Origin of the sequence: Loktanella gaetbuli, assembly GCF_020531945.1 — a bacterium.
In the GTDB taxonomy this organism is placed as follows: Bacteria; Pseudomonadota; Alphaproteobacteria; order Rhodobacterales; family Rhodobacteraceae; genus Loktanella; species Loktanella gaetbuli.
This window is the reverse complement of the sequence record NZ_JAJATZ010000004.1, coordinates 200,865-215,860: the sequence shown is the minus strand read 5'-3', so window position 1 is coordinate 215,860 and position 14,996 is coordinate 200,865. Positions and strand designations below refer to the sequence as shown.

Below are 14,996 nucleotides of genomic sequence, written 5' to 3'. Positions count from 1 at the left end.
ATGGACGGCCCACCCGAAAAGAGGCTAGAGTTGACCCCCAAGGACCACGCCGCAGGAGCAGCCCGTGCAGACCGCAACCATTGCTGGCCGCCCATGACCCAGCCCGTCATCGACCTGTCACCCAAGGTATCCGACGAAATCCGCAAGACGACTTGCTACATGTGTGCCTGTCGCTGCGGCATCGACGTGCACATGAAGGACGGCAAGGTCGCCTATATCGAAGGCAACCGCGACCATCCGGTCAATCAGGGCGTCCTGTGTGCCAAGGGCAGCGCCGGCATCATGCAGCACAACGCGCCGTCGCGCCTGCGCGCACCCATGAAACGGACGGGTCCGCGCGGGTCTGGCCAATACGAAGAAATCAGCTGGGACGAGGCGCTGGACCTTGCCGTCAGCTGGCTGAAACCGATCCGGGACACCGCCCCCGAAAAACTGGCGTTTTTTACCGGGCGGGATCAGTCGCAGTCGTTCACGGGCCTCTGGGCGCAGGGATTCGGCACGCCGAACTATGCCGCCCATGGCGGGTTTTGCAGCGTCAACATGGCGGCGGCGGGCATTTACACCATGGGCGGCGCATTCTGGGAATTCGGCCAGCCCGACTGGGACCGCACCAAGCTGTTTTTGCTGTTCGGCGTGGCAGAAGACCACGACAGCAACCCGATCAAGATGGGCATCGGCAAACTCAAGGCGCGTGGCGCGCGCATGGTCGGCGTCAACCCGGTGCGGACGGGCTATAACGCCGTCGCCGACGACTGGTTCGGCGTCACTCCCGGCAACGACGGTCTGCTGATCCTGGCACTGGTGCATTGCCTGATGACCGCAGGCAAGATCGACACGGACTATCTGGCGCGGTTCTCCAACGCCAGCGTCCTGGTCAATCAGGACCCGAAATCGCCGGAATACGGGCTTTTCCTGCGCGACGACGACCTGCAACCGCTGGTTATCGACCGCAACACCGGCAAACCCGCGCCGTGGAACGGCCAGGGTGTCGAACCCCTGCTGACGGGCAAATTGCGTCAACGCGGCACCACCCATGTCAGTGTTTTTCACCTGATGGCCGATCGCTACACTGATCCGGTCCACGCCCCCGAAAACGTGGCCGACCGCGTCGGCATCCCCGCCGCCCGCATCCGCCGCCTGGCCGCCGACATTGCGGATGTGGCGTTCAATCAGGAAATCGTGCTCGACCGCGAATGGACCGATTTTCGCGGCAAGGTGCACAAGACCATGGTGGGCCGCCCCGTCAGCATGCACGCCATGCGCGGTATTTCCGCTCATTCCAACGGGTTCCAGACCTGTCGCGCCCTGCACATGCTGCAAATTCTGATCGGCTCGGTCGAAACCCCCGGCGGCATGCGGTTCAAACCACCCTACCCCAAACCCGCGACAGCCCATCCCAAACCACACTGCAAGGTGGTGCCGGGTCAGGCCCTGAACGGCCCGCATCTGGGCTATCCGCAGGGACCCGATGACCTGTGTCTGGCACCCGACGGCGGGCCCGCCCGCATCGACAAGGCGTTCACCTGGGAAAATCCGCTGTCGGCCCACGGGTTGATGCACATGGTCATTTCCAACGCCCACGCGGGCGATCCGTACAAGATCGACACGCTGTTCATGTTCATGGCGAACATGTCGTGGAATTCATCCATGAACACGCGCGGTGTGATGAAGATGCTGACCGACACGGACGAAAACGGTGACTACGTCATTCCGCGTATCATCTACGCCGACGCCTACAGGTCCGAAATGGTGGCCTATGCCGACCTGATTCTGCCCGACACAACCTATCTGGAACGCCACGATTGCATCAGCCTGCTGGACCGCCCGATCTGCGAGGCGGACGCCGCCGCAGACGCGATCCGCTGGCCCGTGGTGGAACCCGACCGCGACGTGCGCGGGTTTCAATCGGTACTTTGCGATCTGGGCGGACGGCTGGGCCTGCCGGGGTTTGTGAACGCCGACGGCAGCACAAAATACGCGAACTATGCCGACTACATCCAACAACACCTGCGGCGTCCCGGCATAGGCCCGCTTGCTGGCTGGCGCGTGGGCGAACACGGCCTTCAGCATGGGCGCGGCGATCCCAACGACAGCCAGATCGACGCCTATATCGCAAATGGCGGGTTCTGGATCAAACATGTCCCGGAAGGTGCCGCCTATTACAAACCGTTCAACCGCGCCTATCAAGATTGGGCGGTTGAAACGGGCCTCTATGATGCGCCTGCGCCCTATATCTTTCAGCTATACGTCGAACCCCTGCGCCGGTTTCAGTTGGCGGCCGAGGGGCATGGCGACCGTCAGCCGCCAGACCACTTGCGTGGCCAGATCAAGGTCACGATGGACCCATTGCCGATCTGGTATCCCCCGTTCGAGGACGGCCATGTCGACCCGGCCGAATACAACCTACATGCGCTGACCCAGCGGCCTGCCGCGATGTATCACAGCTGGGGTGGGCAGAATGCCTGGCTGCGGCAAATCCACGGACATAATCCGCTCTATGTCCCGACAGCGGTCTGGGAAAAACACAAATTCAAGGACGGCGACTGGGCACGTGTCACCAGCGCGCACGGGTCCATCACTGTGCCCGTCGCCCATCAGGCCAGCCTGAACCCCAATACCGTCTGGACCTGGAATGCGATCGGCAAACGCAAAGGTGCCTGGGCCCTGGACGAAAACGCGCCAGAGGCCACCAAGGGATTTCTGCTGAACCACCTGATCCACGAATTGCTGCCGCCCAAGGGCGATGGGTTGCGCTGGTCCAACTCCGACCCCGTCACCGGGCAAGCGGCGTGGTTTGACCTGCGGGTGAAAATCGAACGATCCGGCGCGCCCGCGGAATCCCAGCCTGTTCTGCCAGCGCTCGATATGCCAAACCCGGACACACCCAAAACCCTGCGCTGGAAGGTCGGCAAACCGTGAAAATGACACTTCTCCTGATCGCTGCCTTCCTTGCCTTCACCATCGGCTCTTTCGTCTGGTACGTGGCGACATGGTCCGATCCCGCGGCGACCAGCATCATCTTGCCCCAAATACTCCCGCCGGAGGCGTCCGCCGCATGACGCAGCTGCCCCCCCCTTCGGACGTCAAGCTGGGTCTGGTGATCGATCTGGACACCTGCGTCGGGTGTCATGCCTGTGTCGTCGCCTGCAAAGGCTGGAATACCGAAAATTACGGCGCGGCCCTGTCAGACAGCGATCCCTACGGCGCTGAACCATCCGGCACCTTTCTCAACCGCGTCCACAGCTACGAGGTGCAGCCAGAAACAGGCCCTGCCCAACAGGTCCATTTTCCCAAATCCTGCCTGCACTGCGAGGATGCGCCCTGCGTCACCGTCTGCCCGACCGGTGCGAGCTACAAACGCGCCGAGGACGGGATCGTTCTGGTGAACGAGGACGCCTGCATCGGGTGCAGCCTGTGCGCCTGGGCCTGCCCATATGGTGCGCGCGAACTCGACGCCGCCGCCGGGGTGATGAAGAAATGCACGCTCTGTGTCGACCGGATCTATAACGAAAACCTGCCAGAGGTGGACCGCACCCCGGCCTGCGTGCGCACCTGCCCGTCGGGGGCGCGGCATTTCGGTGATCTGGGCGATCCCGAAAGTGCTGTCAGCCAGTTGGTTGCCGAACGTGGCGGGTTCGACCTGATGCCGGAGCAGGGCACAAAGCCGGTGAACAAATACCTGCCGCCGCGCCCGCGCGATGCGGACGAAATCGACATTCTCGCCCCGCTGCTGGCCCCTGTGGCAACCGATGGCAAGGGGTTGGTCGCCTGGATCGACCGGGCCCTGTCCGCCCTGCCCGGAGGCGCGCGCTGATGCACCCCGCACCGTCCGTCATCGCGTTCACGACGTTTTCAGGGTTGGGATTCGGCCTGCTGTTCTGGCTGGGTCTGGGCCTGCCTGCACCGACCGGACTGGTGGCGCTGGGGTTCTATGTCATCGCCTATGTCGGCGCTGTGGGCGGCTTGCTGGCTTCGACCTTTCATCTGGGCCGGCCGGAACGCGCGGCCAAGGCACTGACCCAATGGCGCACCAGCTGGCTGTCGCGTGAAGGCATCGCCGCCATCGTCACGTTGCTGCTGGGGGGCGTGCTGGCGCTGGCCGCACTTTTTGGCAGATATCTCGCACCTCTGGGCTGGCTGGTCAGCCTTGGATGTCTGGTGACTGTGGGCACGACCGCAATGATCTATGCCCAGTTGCGCACCGTGCCACGTTGGCGCCATTGGACCACGCCCGCGCTTTTTTTCACGCTGTCTCTGGGGGGCGGCGCATTGCTGGCCAATCAGGGGGCTGCGGCACTGGCCCTGCTGACGCTGGGCGCTGTCGTGCAGATTATCGCCTGGGTCACCGGGGACACGCGATTTGACCGTTCTGGCACGACAACGGGCAGTGCAACGGGCCTGGGCGATCTGGGCGAGGTCCGCGCCTTTTTGCCACCGCATTCGGGGCCGAATTATCTGTTGCGCGAATTCGTTTACGTCGTCGGACGCAAGCACGCCTTTTATCTGCGCCTCATCGGCATGTTTCTGGCCTTTGGCGTGCCGCTGCCGATCCTGGCGGTTGGACTGACCCATCTGACAGCGGGTGTCGCGGTACTGTCTCATGTGCTGGGCGTGCTGTGCCTGCGCTGGCTGTTTTTCGCGCAGGCCGAACATGTCGTGGGTCTGTATTACGGCAAGCGTTGAGGGGGCGCTGCCCCCGGGCTGCGCCCTCCCCCGGGATATTTCCAACCAGAAGAAGAGGCGTAGGGTCGGGCCCCTAGCTACGGATGCGTTGACCGCTGGTTTTGTCAAATAGATAGATGCGGCTGGCGTCGATGCTGACACCCACACGATCGCCCAGGCTGGACCGGTGGTCACCGCGTTCCTCGATCACCAGCCGCTCACCCGTGTCGCCTACCAGATAGACATAAGAGACGCCGCCCAGGCTTTCCGTGAGGTCGACGGTGTGCGTATCGCCGCCCGCATCGACTGTCAGATGTTCGGCGCGCATGCCGACGTCGACAGCCCTGTCGCCGCTGGCGGTCAGCGGCAGATCGAAGGTGCCGCGCATCGCAGGCACGGTCAGTTTTCCGCCCGCAAGGGTGCCTTCCATGAAGTTCATCGCAGGGCTACCGATGAAACCCGCCACGAACTTGTTGTCGGGATTGCGGTAGAGGTCCATGGGCGCGCCGACCTGTTCGATTACGCCTTTGCGCAGGACCACGATCTTGTCCGCGAGGGTCATCGCCTCGACCTGGTCGTGAGTGACGTAGATCATCGTGGCGCCGATGTCCTTGTGCAGGCGGGCGATTTCGACCCGCATCTCGACCCGCAATTCCGCATCGAGGTTGGACAGTGGTTCGTCGAACAAGAACACCTCTGGTCCGCGCACGATGGCGCGGCCAATGCTGACCCGCTGACGCTGACCGCCTGACAGGGCCGCCGGTTTGCGGTCGAGGTAGTCATCGAGTTTGAGGATGCGCGATGCCTCCGCCACTTTTTCGCGGATCTCGGCCTTGGGGTGGCCGTTCATTTTCAGGCCGAACCCCATGTTGTCGCGCACGGTCATATGCGGATAAAGCGCGTAGGTCTGGAACACCATCGCAACACCGCGATCGCTGGGGTCAAGCCGGGTCACGTCGCGGGCGCCGATGTCGATCTGGCCCGATGTCGTTTCCTCGAGCCCTGCGACCATCCGTAGAAGCGTGGATTTCCCGCAGCCCGAAGGACCGACGAAAACGCAGAATTCGCCATCCTCGATTTCCAGGTCGATCCCGTGGATGACCTGCGCCTCGCCGTAGGATTTCTTGACGTTCTTCAGTGTGACACCGGACATGGGTTATTCCCCCGCTAACTTGAATTCTTGGGTGGTCTGGGCTGGGAAGCTCCAGCTTTGGGCATCGCGTGCGATGGCCTGTGCTGCATCGCGCACACGCGGGGCCAGCGCCTGAAGGGCGGCCAGCGACGTGCGCTGCGTGGTGCTGGTGACGGAGACCGCACCCAGCACGCGTCCATTGTCGCTGATCACCGGGAGGGCCACACAGATGATTCCGGGCTCGTGTTCTTCGCGGTCAAAGGCGAAGCCATCCGCGCGAATCGCCCTGATTTCCTGATCCAGTGCAGCGGCGGTCGTGATCGTCTGCGGCGTAAAGCGATGAAACGACTGTTGTGAAATCACGTTCTGTGCCTGATCGTCGGGCAGATGGGCCAGCATCACCTTGCCCACGCCCGTGCAATAGACCGGGCCGACGCGGCCAGCCTGACTGTACATCGGCACCGGTTCGGCGGCGTTGCGTTTATCCAGATACAGGACCTGCCCTGCGTCGATCTGCGCCAAGTGTACGGTTTCACCCGTTTCTGCGCTGAGTTTTTGAATATGTGGACTGGCCACCTGCACCAGCGAGGATTGCGCCCATGCCGTATGCGCGAGCCGCACCAGACGCGCGCCGGGCGAATAGGTTTGCCGTTCGGCGTCGAATTGCAGCATGCCCTGATGAGTCAGCGTCTGCATCAGACGGTAGAGCGTGGGTTTGGGGTAATCCGCACGTTCCAGCACCTCGGAAAACCGGACAGGCCGGCCGAAATCGGCAACCTGGTCCAGCACGTCCAGCGCCTTGCCGACGGTGCCATCGCGTCGTGTCGTCATGGATCATCCTCCCGTGTTGACACGTTAGCGGCTCTGCGCTTTAGTATCAATATCCAAAACCAAGTTTCAAATAGTGGAACTTATCGGAAAGCATCTGGGAGGATATCATGCGTTCCATCATCAAGACTTCATTCGCTGCGGCCGTCGCGGCAGCCATCGCCAGCACGGCAAGTGCCGAACTGACCGGCGAGCTGAAAATCATCTCGGACATGTCGAACCCCGCACCGCGCGCGGTGATGGAAGGCATGGTCGCCGATTTCCAGGCGATGAACCCCGACCTGGATATCGAGCTGACGATCGTCGACCGCGAAGCATGGAAAACGCAGATCCGCAACGCCCTGGGTGCCAACCCGCCGGACGTCGTCAACTGGTACGCCGCCAACCGCATGCGCCCCTATGTGGATGCAGGCCTGTTCGCCGACATCTCGGACCTGTGGGCCGAAGAGCAGTTCGCAGCGCTGGAATCCACCAAGGGTGCCATGACGCTGGACGACAAGCAGTGGGGCGTGCCCTACACCTATTACCAGTGGGGCGTTTACTACCGCAAAGATATCTTTGAAGAGCTGGGCCTTTCCGAACCCGCCACCTGGGAAGAAGAGCTGGCAAACTGTCAGGCGATTCTGGACAGCGGGCGCAAGTGCTACACCATCGGGACCAAGTTCCTGTGGACCGCTGGCGGTTGGTTCGACTACATTAACAGCCGCACCAATGGTTATGATTTCCACATGCAGCTGGCCCGCGGCGAGGTCGAATGGACCGACGAGCGCGTGCGCCAGACATTCGCCAACTGGCGTCAGCTGATCGACATGGGCGCGTTCATCGACGACCACCAGACCTACAGCTGGCAAGAGGCCCTGCCCTTCATGCTGAATGGAGAGGCCGCATCCTATCTGATGGGCAACTTTGCCGTGGCAGCCATGCGTGAAGGTGGTCTGACCGATGACCAGCTGGATTTCTACCAGTTCCCCAAGATCAACCCCGACGTGGACTACGCCGAGGACGCACCGACTGATACGTTCCACATCGCATCGGGTGCGGAAAACATGGACAACGCCAAGGCGTTCCTGCGTTTCGTGACCTCTGCCGACAACCAGTCCAAGATCAACGCGGGCGACGCGCTGGGTCAGCTGCCGGTGAACTCTGAGGCGTCGATCAGCGACGACAAGTTCCTGCAGGAAGGGTTCGAGATGCTGTCCAGCAATGCATCCGGCGGCATCATGCAGTTCTTTGACCGCGACTTTGACGCCGAAATGGCCTCTGTCGGCATGGAAGGCCTGCAGGAATTCATGGTGTTCCCGGACAACCTGGACGACATCCTGATGCGTCTCGAAGAAACGCGCGCACGCATCTACCAGTAATCAACGACCGACGGCGCGGGCCTGCCCCGCGCCGTCAACCCATTCGCAAGCGGCGATTGCTGCCGTTTTCGCATGTGTTGAACAGGTCCAAAGGTGCCCCCAATGGCCACAGCCCCCATCGTTCCCGACCGCCATCCCCCTGCCACGCGCGGGTGGTACAAGCGCAACGAAATTGCCCTGACGCCATGGTTATTCCTGGCGCCTGCCATGCTGTTCTTTGCGGTCTACGTGATCGTGCCGATCGGCCAGTCGTTCTGGATTTCGTTTCACGAATGGGACGGTCTGGGCGAAAAGACCTGGGTCGGCATGGCCAACTACGACCGTCTGCTGGGCATCGGTGAACAGAACATCGACCGCAAGTTCGAGGTGTCGTTCTGGAACAACCTGCGCTGGTTGATCCTGTATCTGCTGGCGATTCCGCTGGGTCTGTTCATCGCGTTGTTCCTCAATCAGACGGTGACGGGCATCCGCCTGTACAAATCGTTGTTCTTCTTTCCTTTCGTCATCTCTCAGGTCGTTGTGGGCCTCGTGTTTTCGTGGTTCTACCTGCCGCGCGAAGGGCTGCTGAATGCCATTCTGGGGCTGGTCGGTGCGGGTCCGATCAACGTGCTTGGCGATCCTGACATGGCGACCTACGGCATCATTGCCGCGGGCCTGTGGCCGCAGACCGCTTATTGCATGATCCTGTATCTGACGGGGCTTAATTCCGTCGACCCCGAACAAGTCGAGGCCGCCCGTCTGGACGGCGCAAAGGGTTGGCGCATGCTGTGGTACGTGATCCTGCCACAGTTGAAGCCCGCGACCTTCATCGCCTTCGTCGTGACGATCATCGGTGCGCTGCGGTCGTTCGACCTGATCAGCGTGATGACCAATGGCGGCCCGTTCGGATCGACCCGCGTGCTGTCGTTCTACATGTTCGAGGAATCGCTGTCCGAATTCGGGTTCCGCATGGGATACGGTGCCGCAATCGCCGTCGTCCTCTTCTTTATCATGTTGTTTTTCATCGCCTATTTCCTGTGGTCGATGTACCGTGACGAACGGGGGGCACGTTAATGTTTCCGACACCTATCGCCAAACGGTCCCGCACCGCACAGATTGGCTATCAGGCGTTTTTGCCCTTGGCGTTGATCGTCTGGCTGTTGCCGTTGATTGCCGTCGCGCTGTTTTCCATCAAACCCGACGCCGATTTCACCAACGGCAACTATTGGGGCTGGCCGTCGTCATTCGAAGGCTTCACCAACTACGGGCGCGTGTTCTTTGAATCGAACATGCCCCGCTATCTGCTCAATTCCCTGCTGATCACGATTCCCACGATGATCGGCGCTGTCGCGCTGTCGGCCATGGCGGGGTTCGCGCTGGGGATCTACAAGTTTCGTGGCAACCTGTTGCTGTTCTTCATCTTTATCGCGGGCAATTTCGTGCCGTTCCAGATCCTGATGGTGCCGGTGCGCGACCTGACGATTAGCCTGGGGATGTATGACACGATCATGGGGCTGGTGCTGTTCCATGTCGCATTCCAGACCGGATTCTGCACATTGTTCATGCGCAATTTCATCCGCGCCCTGCCCTACAGCCTGGTCGAGGCCGCGCGGGTCGAAGGCGTGGCGGAATGGCGGATTTTCCTCTACGTGATCCTGCCCTTGATGAAACCCGCGTTGGCGGCCCTCGCCGTGCTGATCTTTACGTTCATCTGGAACGATTATTTCTGGGCCGTGGTGCTGACGCAGGGACCGGGCGCGCAGCCCGTCACGGCAGGTATCACCGAATTCAACAGCCAGTTCCGGGCGGCGTATCACTTGATGAGTGCGGGCAGCATCGTGGCGGCACTGCCGCCCGTGGTGATGTTCTTTCTGATGCAGAAGCACTTCATCGCCGGCCTGACGCTTGGGGCGGTCAAATAATGACCCATTACCGACTGGACGACGATCGACAAACGCTGGTTCTGCATGTGCCTGCGACGGGCCTGCCGGCCTGCGTCTATTGGGGCGCACGCCTGCCGGATGCAGAAAACCTGACGGCACTGACGGATGCGGTGCGCATCGACATGACCGGTGGATCACTGGACGCCAATCCGGCGCTGACGCTGTGCCCGCAAACCGCCGATGCCTTTCCGGGGCAACCCGGTCTGACAGTGCGCGGCGCGGACGGCAGCCCCTTGCGCCCTGTGTTCACCACGACGGCGGTCAGCGCCGATGACGGGCTGACGCTTGTCTGTGCTGACAGGGATCTGGGTCTGACGCTGACGTTCCATCTGCTGCTGGACGCAGGCACGCGGATGCTGGTGGCGCGCACCACGCTGGACAGTGCCACTCCGGTCTTGTGCGACTGGCTGGCGGCACCGGTGCTGCCTGCCCCGCAACTGGCGGACGAGGTGATCGATTTCGCAGGCCGCTGGTGCGACGAATTCCAGACCAATCGCACGCCCTGGTCACCCGGTATCCGCGCCCGCGACAATCGCACGGGACGTACGGGGCACGAACATTTTCCCGCCTGCATCATGCCCGCGCGCGGCACGACCAATACCGCCGGCCAGGCCTGGGCGATCCACTACGGCTGGTCGGGCGGGCACAAGATGCTGGTCGAGGAATTGCAGGACGGGCGCCGTCAAGTGCAATTCGGCCATGCGACGGGGCTGGACACGGCCCCTGCCACACGGTTCCAGACAGCACCCATCTACGCCACGTTTTCCGACAGCGGGTTCAACGGCTGCGCCACCGCCTATCAGCGCCACCTGCGCGACCGTGTTGTGACATGGCCCAAACCCGACACCCCGCGCCCGGTGCATTACAATTGCTGGGAAGCGATCTATTTCGACCACGATCTGCCAGCCCTCACCGCCATCGCTGACCGCGCCGCCGCCATCGGGGCAGAGCGTTTCGTGCTGGACGACGGCTGGTTCGGGCGACGCGACGACGACACCACGTCGCTGGGGGACTGGACCATTGATCCACGCAAGTACCCCGATGGACTGACGCCGCTGATCGACCATATCGCAGCGCTTGGCATGACCTTCGGCATCTGGTTCGAACCGGAGATGATCAACGCCGACAGCGATCTGGCCCGCGCGCATCCCGACTGGATTCTGGGGCCGATGGACCAGCCACTGGGTCGTCAGCAATACGTGCTGGACATGGCCAACCCTGCGGTGCGCGACCATCTGTTCATGCGGATTGACGCGGTGCTGGCGCACCACGCGGTCGATTACGTCAAATGGGATCACAACCGCGTCCTGCCCTATGCTAGCGCCGATCAGACACGCGGCACCTATGACCTGCTGGACCGCCTGCGCGCGGCCCATCCCGGGGTCGAGATCGAATCCTGCGCATCGGGCGGCGGACGTATCGATTTTGGCGTCATGCAGCGCACGCAGCGGGTCTGGCTGTCGGATTGCAACGACGCGCTGGAACGGTTGCGTATCCAGCATGATGCAGCCCTGTTTCTGCCGGCAGCCGTCACTGGCAGTCACGTCGGCCCGCGCAAATGCCACACGACCGGGCGCATCCACGACATCGCCTTTCGCGGTTGGGTCGCCGCACAGCGTCACATGGGGTTCGAGATGGACCCGCGCGAATTGACCGATCAAGAGGCCGAAACGCTGACGCGCATCACGAACTGGTTCAAGGCGAACCGCGACTGGATGCGCCACGCCGATATCCTGCGGCTGGACAGCGCCGATCCTGCCGTGATCGCCGAACAGCAACTGTCCGCCCGCGGCGACCGTTTCGTGGTCTTTGCCGGCAAGGCCGCGACCAGCAGCCAGATCGCGCCGCGACCGCTGCGCCTGACCGGCCTTGACGCTGACGCGACCTACCGTGTGCAGATCGTCAACCCAGAGGATTTGTCCACCCTGTCACGCGGTACGCCCGCACTCAAAAGCGGGCCAGTCACACTTTCGGGGCGCGCCCTGATGGAAGCCGGGCTCGCCCTGCCCTATGCTGTGCCCGACAGCATGTGGGTGCTGCAAGGAGAACGCCTATGACCGCGACATTCCCGGAACTGGCGGGCCGTGGCATCGTGATTACCGGTGGCGCATCCGGCATCGGTGACGCCTATGTGCGGGCCTTTGCCGCGCAAGGGATGCGGGTCACGTCGCTGGATATCGCGGACCCGGCCGATGCCGTGGACGGCGTCACCTACCTGCGCTGCGACATCACTGATACGGTCGCACTTCAGGCGGCGATCGCGCAGGCAGGCCCGCTGCATTGCCTGCTGAACAACGCCGCCAACGATCAGCGCATGGCACTGGATGACGTCACACAGGACATGTGGGACGGGATGATCGCGGTGAACCTGCAACCCTATTTCTTTGCAGCCCAAGCGGCTGCGCGGGTGATGTCAGAGGGGGCGTCGATCATCAACATGTCGTCCGGGTCCGTGCAGATCGCCAGCGGCGGCATGACCCCCTATGTCACCGCGAACGCGGGCATCATCGGCCTGTCACGCGCATTGGCACGCGAGCTGGGACCGCGTGGCATCCGCGTCAATTCGATCCTGCCGGGTTGGGTGCTGACCGACAAGCAGCTGGAAAAATGGGTCACGCCCGAGGCGCTGGCCGATTTCATGGAACGTCAATGCCTCAAGGCGCATCTGGCCCCCGAGGATCTGTGCGGCACGGCGCTGTTTCTGGCGTCCGACCTCAGCCGCATGATGACAGGTCAGGCCCTGTGCGTGGACGGCGGGCTGGCGTTCACATCATGACCATTTCACCTGCCTGGATCGCCGTTGACTGGGGGACGTCCAACCTGCGGGTCTGGGCCATGTCCGACAGTGGCAGCGTGTTGGCCGAGGCGACCAGCGACGAAGGCATGGGCACCTTGGATCAGGCGGGCTTTGCCCCTGCGCTGGACCGCTTGTGCGCGGATTGGGACGCGGCCCCGGTCATCGCCTGCGGCATGGTCGGATCACGTCAGGGCTGGGCCGAGGCCCCCTATACCGCCGTACCTTGCACGCCACTCTCTGGCGGTTTCGCCACCACGCACAGCAGCCGGCTGAGCGTCAACATCATTCCCGGGCTGAAACAGGCCAGCCCAGCCGATGTGATGCGCGGCGAGGAAACGCAGATTGCAGGATTTCTGGCGCAGAACCCGCGCTGGGATGGTGTGATCTGCCTGCCCGGCACGCATACGAAATGGGTCCACATCAGCGCGGACGAGGTCGTCAGCTTTCAGACCTGCATGACAGGCGACATGTTCGCGGCGCTGACGGGCCACACGGTACTGCGTCATTCCTGCGGGGATGGCTGGGACGATGACGGGTTTGCGACCGGATTGGACGACGGCATATCCCGCCCCGAACGTCTGGCCGCCCGCATGTTCACCCTGCGTGCCGAAGGTCTGCTGAACGGGTTGCCGCAGGCGCAGGCCCGGGCGCGTCTGTCGGGCCTGCTGATCGGGGCAGAGCTGGCCGCAACCAAGCCCTATTGGCTGGGTCAGCAGGTCGCGGTGATCGGCGCGGGCGCGCTGTCCCATCTCTATGTCACGGCATTGTCGACACAAGGCGTCGCGGCCACACAGGTCAACGCCGAACGCGCCACGCTGACCGGCCTGACCGCCGCCTATCGTCTTTGGAAGGAAACTGCATGACCCGTCCCCTGATCGCCATTTTGCGCGGTGTCACACCACCCGAGGCCGCGGTTGTCTGCGAGGCCTGCATTGATGCGGGCATCACCTGGGTCGAGGTGCCGCTGAATTCACCTGACCCCTTTGCCAGCATTCAGGCCATGACGGATGCGCATGGCGATCGGGCCGTCATCGGTGCAGGCACCGTTTTATCGCCCGAGGACGTCAAGCGGGTCAAACAAGTCGGTGGCCGCCTGATCGTGTCGCCCAACTGCGATGCCCGCGTGATCGCGGCAACCAAGGCCGAAGGCATGTCCAGCTGGCCCGGTGTCATGACACCGACGGAATGTTTCGCCGCGTTGAAGGCCGGTGCCGACGGGCTGAAGATCTTTCCAGCCAGCCTGATCGGACCTGAGGGCATCAAGGCGATGCGCGCGGTCCTGCCGGCCGAGACACCGGTCTATGCCGTCGGCGGCGCGGGGCCTGAAAACTTTGGCGAATGGATGGCCGGGGGGGCCGATGGGTTCGGGATCGGCTCTGCACTCTATCAACCCGGAATGACGGCAGCAGAGGTCGGCAGCCGCGCGCGGGCCATCGTGGCCGCCTACGATCAGGCCGCAGCATGATACATGACAGCAGCCTTTGTGCACTGGGTGAAGGCCCCCTGTGGCATCCCGAACGGCAGCAGCTGTTCTGGTTCGATATACTGAACAAGCGTCTGCACACCAAGGGTCAATCCTGGGATTTTCCCGACCATGTCAGTGCCGCAGGCTGGGTCGACCGCGATACCTTGCTGATCGCCTCTGCGCGTGCGCTGCACCGTTTCGACATTGCCACCGGTGCCGACGTGATCCTGACCAACCTCGAGGATGACCGCGCCCATACCCGGTCCAACGACGGACGCGCAGACCCGCAGGGCGGGTTCTGGATCGGCACGATGGGCCTGGATGCAGAACCCGGCGCGGGGTCGATCTGGCGGTTCTACCGCAACGAGCTGCGTTGCCTGTTCGCCGACATCACCATCTCGAATTCCATCTGCTTTGCGCCTGACGGCAAGACGGCCTATTTCACCGACACCCCGACGCAACAGATCATGGCTGTCGATCTGGATGCAGAGGGTTGGCCACAGGGCAGTCCGCGCGTGCAGATTGACCTTCAGGGGACCGATCTGAACCCTGATGGGTCAGTCGTGGACAGCGCAGGCAACCTCTTTTCGGCTCAATGGGGTGCGGGCCGGGTCGCGGTCTATGACCCACAAGGGCAGTTCATCGAGGCCTTTGCCGTGCCGGGACGCCATGCGTCCTGTCCGGCCTTTGGCGGTCCGCACATGCAGACGCTGTTCGTCACCACAGCGCGACAGGGCATCAGCGATCCCGACGACGATCAAGGTCGCACCTATGCGATCGAAACATCCTACACCGGCCAACGGGAACACCGCGTCATCCTGTGACGCGT

Annotated in this window: 13 protein-coding genes; 11 read left to right on the top strand and 2 right to left on the bottom strand. The window is 62.7% G+C overall.

Annotated features, from left to right (window positions below):
• Positions 1 to 93: 93 nt before the first annotated feature.
• From LGQ03_RS10460 to LGQ03_RS10450, 3 genes are all read left to right on the top strand, one after another.
• Positions 94 to 2,919 carry a molybdopterin oxidoreductase family protein gene (locus tag LGQ03_RS10460; RefSeq protein WP_226748349.1) on the top strand — a complete coding sequence of 942 codons (2,826 nt, stop codon included), beginning with the start codon at positions 94 to 96 and terminating at the stop codon, positions 2,917 to 2,919.
• A 136-nt stretch (positions 2,920 to 3,055) separates the two neighbouring features.
• Positions 3,056 to 3,814, top strand: a complete 759-nt coding sequence (locus LGQ03_RS10455) for a 4Fe-4S dicluster domain-containing protein (protein WP_226748348.1) — start codon at positions 3,056 to 3,058, stop codon at positions 3,812 to 3,814.
• Complete coding sequence (locus LGQ03_RS10450; RefSeq protein WP_226748347.1) at positions 3,814 to 4,683, top strand: dimethyl sulfoxide reductase anchor subunit family protein; 870 nt, start codon at positions 3,814 to 3,816, stop codon at positions 4,681 to 4,683. The genes LGQ03_RS10455 and LGQ03_RS10450 overlap by 1 nt, the downstream gene beginning before the upstream one ends.
• Positions 4,684 to 4,756: 73 nt before the next feature.
• On the opposite strand, the gene LGQ03_RS10445 is transcribed toward LGQ03_RS10450, so the two are convergent.
• Positions 4,757 to 5,815, bottom strand: a complete 1,059-nt coding sequence (locus tag LGQ03_RS10445; protein ID WP_226748346.1) for an ABC transporter ATP-binding protein — start codon at positions 5,813 to 5,815, stop codon at positions 4,757 to 4,759.
• Between the two features lie 3 nt (positions 5,816 to 5,818).
• Positions 5,819 to 6,625 carry an IclR family transcriptional regulator gene (locus tag LGQ03_RS10440; protein ID WP_226748345.1) on the bottom strand — a complete coding sequence of 269 codons (807 nt, stop codon included), beginning with the start codon at positions 6,623 to 6,625 and terminating at the stop codon, positions 5,819 to 5,821.
• A 107-nt stretch (positions 6,626 to 6,732) separates the two neighbouring features.
• On the opposite strand from LGQ03_RS10440, the gene LGQ03_RS10435 reads away from it, so the two are divergent.
• The 8 genes from LGQ03_RS10435 (at position 6,733) to LGQ03_RS10400 (ending at position 14,991) form a co-directional block, all read left to right on the top strand.
• Positions 6,733 to 7,983, top strand: a complete 1,251-nt coding sequence (locus LGQ03_RS10435) for an ABC transporter substrate-binding protein (protein WP_226748344.1) — start codon at positions 6,733 to 6,735, stop codon at positions 7,981 to 7,983.
• Between the two features lie 102 nt (positions 7,984 to 8,085).
• Positions 8,086 to 9,036: a carbohydrate ABC transporter permease gene (locus LGQ03_RS10430; protein WP_226748343.1), complete on the top strand. Its 951-nt coding sequence runs from the start codon at positions 8,086 to 8,088 to the stop codon at positions 9,034 to 9,036.
• Positions 9,036 to 9,884 carry a carbohydrate ABC transporter permease gene (locus LGQ03_RS10425; RefSeq protein ID WP_226748342.1) on the top strand — a complete coding sequence of 283 codons (849 nt, stop codon included), beginning with the start codon at positions 9,036 to 9,038 and terminating at the stop codon, positions 9,882 to 9,884. Before LGQ03_RS10430 ends, LGQ03_RS10425 begins: the two co-directional genes overlap by 1 nt.
• Positions 9,884 to 11,962 carry an alpha-galactosidase gene (locus tag LGQ03_RS10420; RefSeq protein WP_226748341.1) on the top strand — a complete coding sequence of 693 codons (2,079 nt, stop codon included), beginning with the start codon at positions 9,884 to 9,886 and terminating at the stop codon, positions 11,960 to 11,962. The genes LGQ03_RS10425 and LGQ03_RS10420 overlap by 1 nt, the downstream gene beginning before the upstream one ends.
• Positions 11,959 to 12,681 carry an SDR family NAD(P)-dependent oxidoreductase gene (locus LGQ03_RS10415; protein ID WP_226748340.1) on the top strand — a complete coding sequence of 241 codons (723 nt, stop codon included), beginning with the start codon at positions 11,959 to 11,961 and terminating at the stop codon, positions 12,679 to 12,681. Before LGQ03_RS10420 ends, LGQ03_RS10415 begins: the two co-directional genes overlap by 4 nt.
• Complete coding sequence (locus LGQ03_RS10410; RefSeq protein WP_226748339.1) at positions 12,678 to 13,565, top strand: 2-dehydro-3-deoxygalactonokinase; 888 nt, start codon at positions 12,678 to 12,680, stop codon at positions 13,563 to 13,565. Before LGQ03_RS10415 ends, LGQ03_RS10410 begins: the two co-directional genes overlap by 4 nt.
• A complete protein-coding gene (locus LGQ03_RS10405; protein WP_226748338.1) occupies positions 13,562 to 14,167 on the top strand; it encodes a 2-dehydro-3-deoxy-6-phosphogalactonate aldolase in 606 nt (201 codons plus the stop codon). The genes LGQ03_RS10410 and LGQ03_RS10405 overlap by 4 nt, the downstream gene beginning before the upstream one ends.
• A complete protein-coding gene (locus LGQ03_RS10400; protein ID WP_226748337.1) occupies positions 14,164 to 14,991 on the top strand; it encodes an SMP-30/gluconolactonase/LRE family protein in 828 nt (275 codons plus the stop codon). Before LGQ03_RS10405 ends, LGQ03_RS10400 begins: the two co-directional genes overlap by 4 nt.
• The last annotated feature ends 5 nt before the right edge of the window (positions 14,992 to 14,996 follow it).

Coding starts and splice junctions, on each gene's coding strand:
- LGQ03_RS10460 (WP_226748349.1), top strand. CDS start 94: ATGACCCAGCCCGTCATCGACCTGTCACCCAAGGTATCCGACGAAATC.
- LGQ03_RS10455 (WP_226748348.1), top strand. CDS start 3,056: ATGACGCAGCTGCCCCCCCCTTCGGACGTCAAGCTGGGTCTGGTGATC.
- LGQ03_RS10450 (WP_226748347.1), top strand. CDS start 3,814: ATGCACCCCGCACCGTCCGTCATCGCGTTCACGACGTTTTCAGGGTTG.
- LGQ03_RS10445 (WP_226748346.1), bottom strand. CDS start 5,815: ATGTCCGGTGTCACACTGAAGAACGTCAAGAAATCCTACGGCGAGGCG.
- LGQ03_RS10440 (WP_226748345.1), bottom strand. CDS start 6,625: ATGACGACACGACGCGATGGCACCGTCGGCAAGGCGCTGGACGTGCTG.
- LGQ03_RS10435 (WP_226748344.1), top strand. CDS start 6,733: ATGCGTTCCATCATCAAGACTTCATTCGCTGCGGCCGTCGCGGCAGCC.
- LGQ03_RS10430 (WP_226748343.1), top strand. CDS start 8,086: ATGGCCACAGCCCCCATCGTTCCCGACCGCCATCCCCCTGCCACGCGC.
- LGQ03_RS10425 (WP_226748342.1), top strand. CDS start 9,036: ATGTTTCCGACACCTATCGCCAAACGGTCCCGCACCGCACAGATTGGC.
- LGQ03_RS10420 (WP_226748341.1), top strand. CDS start 9,884: ATGACCCATTACCGACTGGACGACGATCGACAAACGCTGGTTCTGCAT.
- LGQ03_RS10415 (WP_226748340.1), top strand. CDS start 11,959: ATGACCGCGACATTCCCGGAACTGGCGGGCCGTGGCATCGTGATTACC.
- LGQ03_RS10410 (WP_226748339.1), top strand. CDS start 12,678: ATGACCATTTCACCTGCCTGGATCGCCGTTGACTGGGGGACGTCCAAC.
- LGQ03_RS10405 (WP_226748338.1), top strand. CDS start 13,562: ATGACCCGTCCCCTGATCGCCATTTTGCGCGGTGTCACACCACCCGAG.
- LGQ03_RS10400 (WP_226748337.1), top strand. CDS start 14,164: ATGATACATGACAGCAGCCTTTGTGCACTGGGTGAAGGCCCCCTGTGG.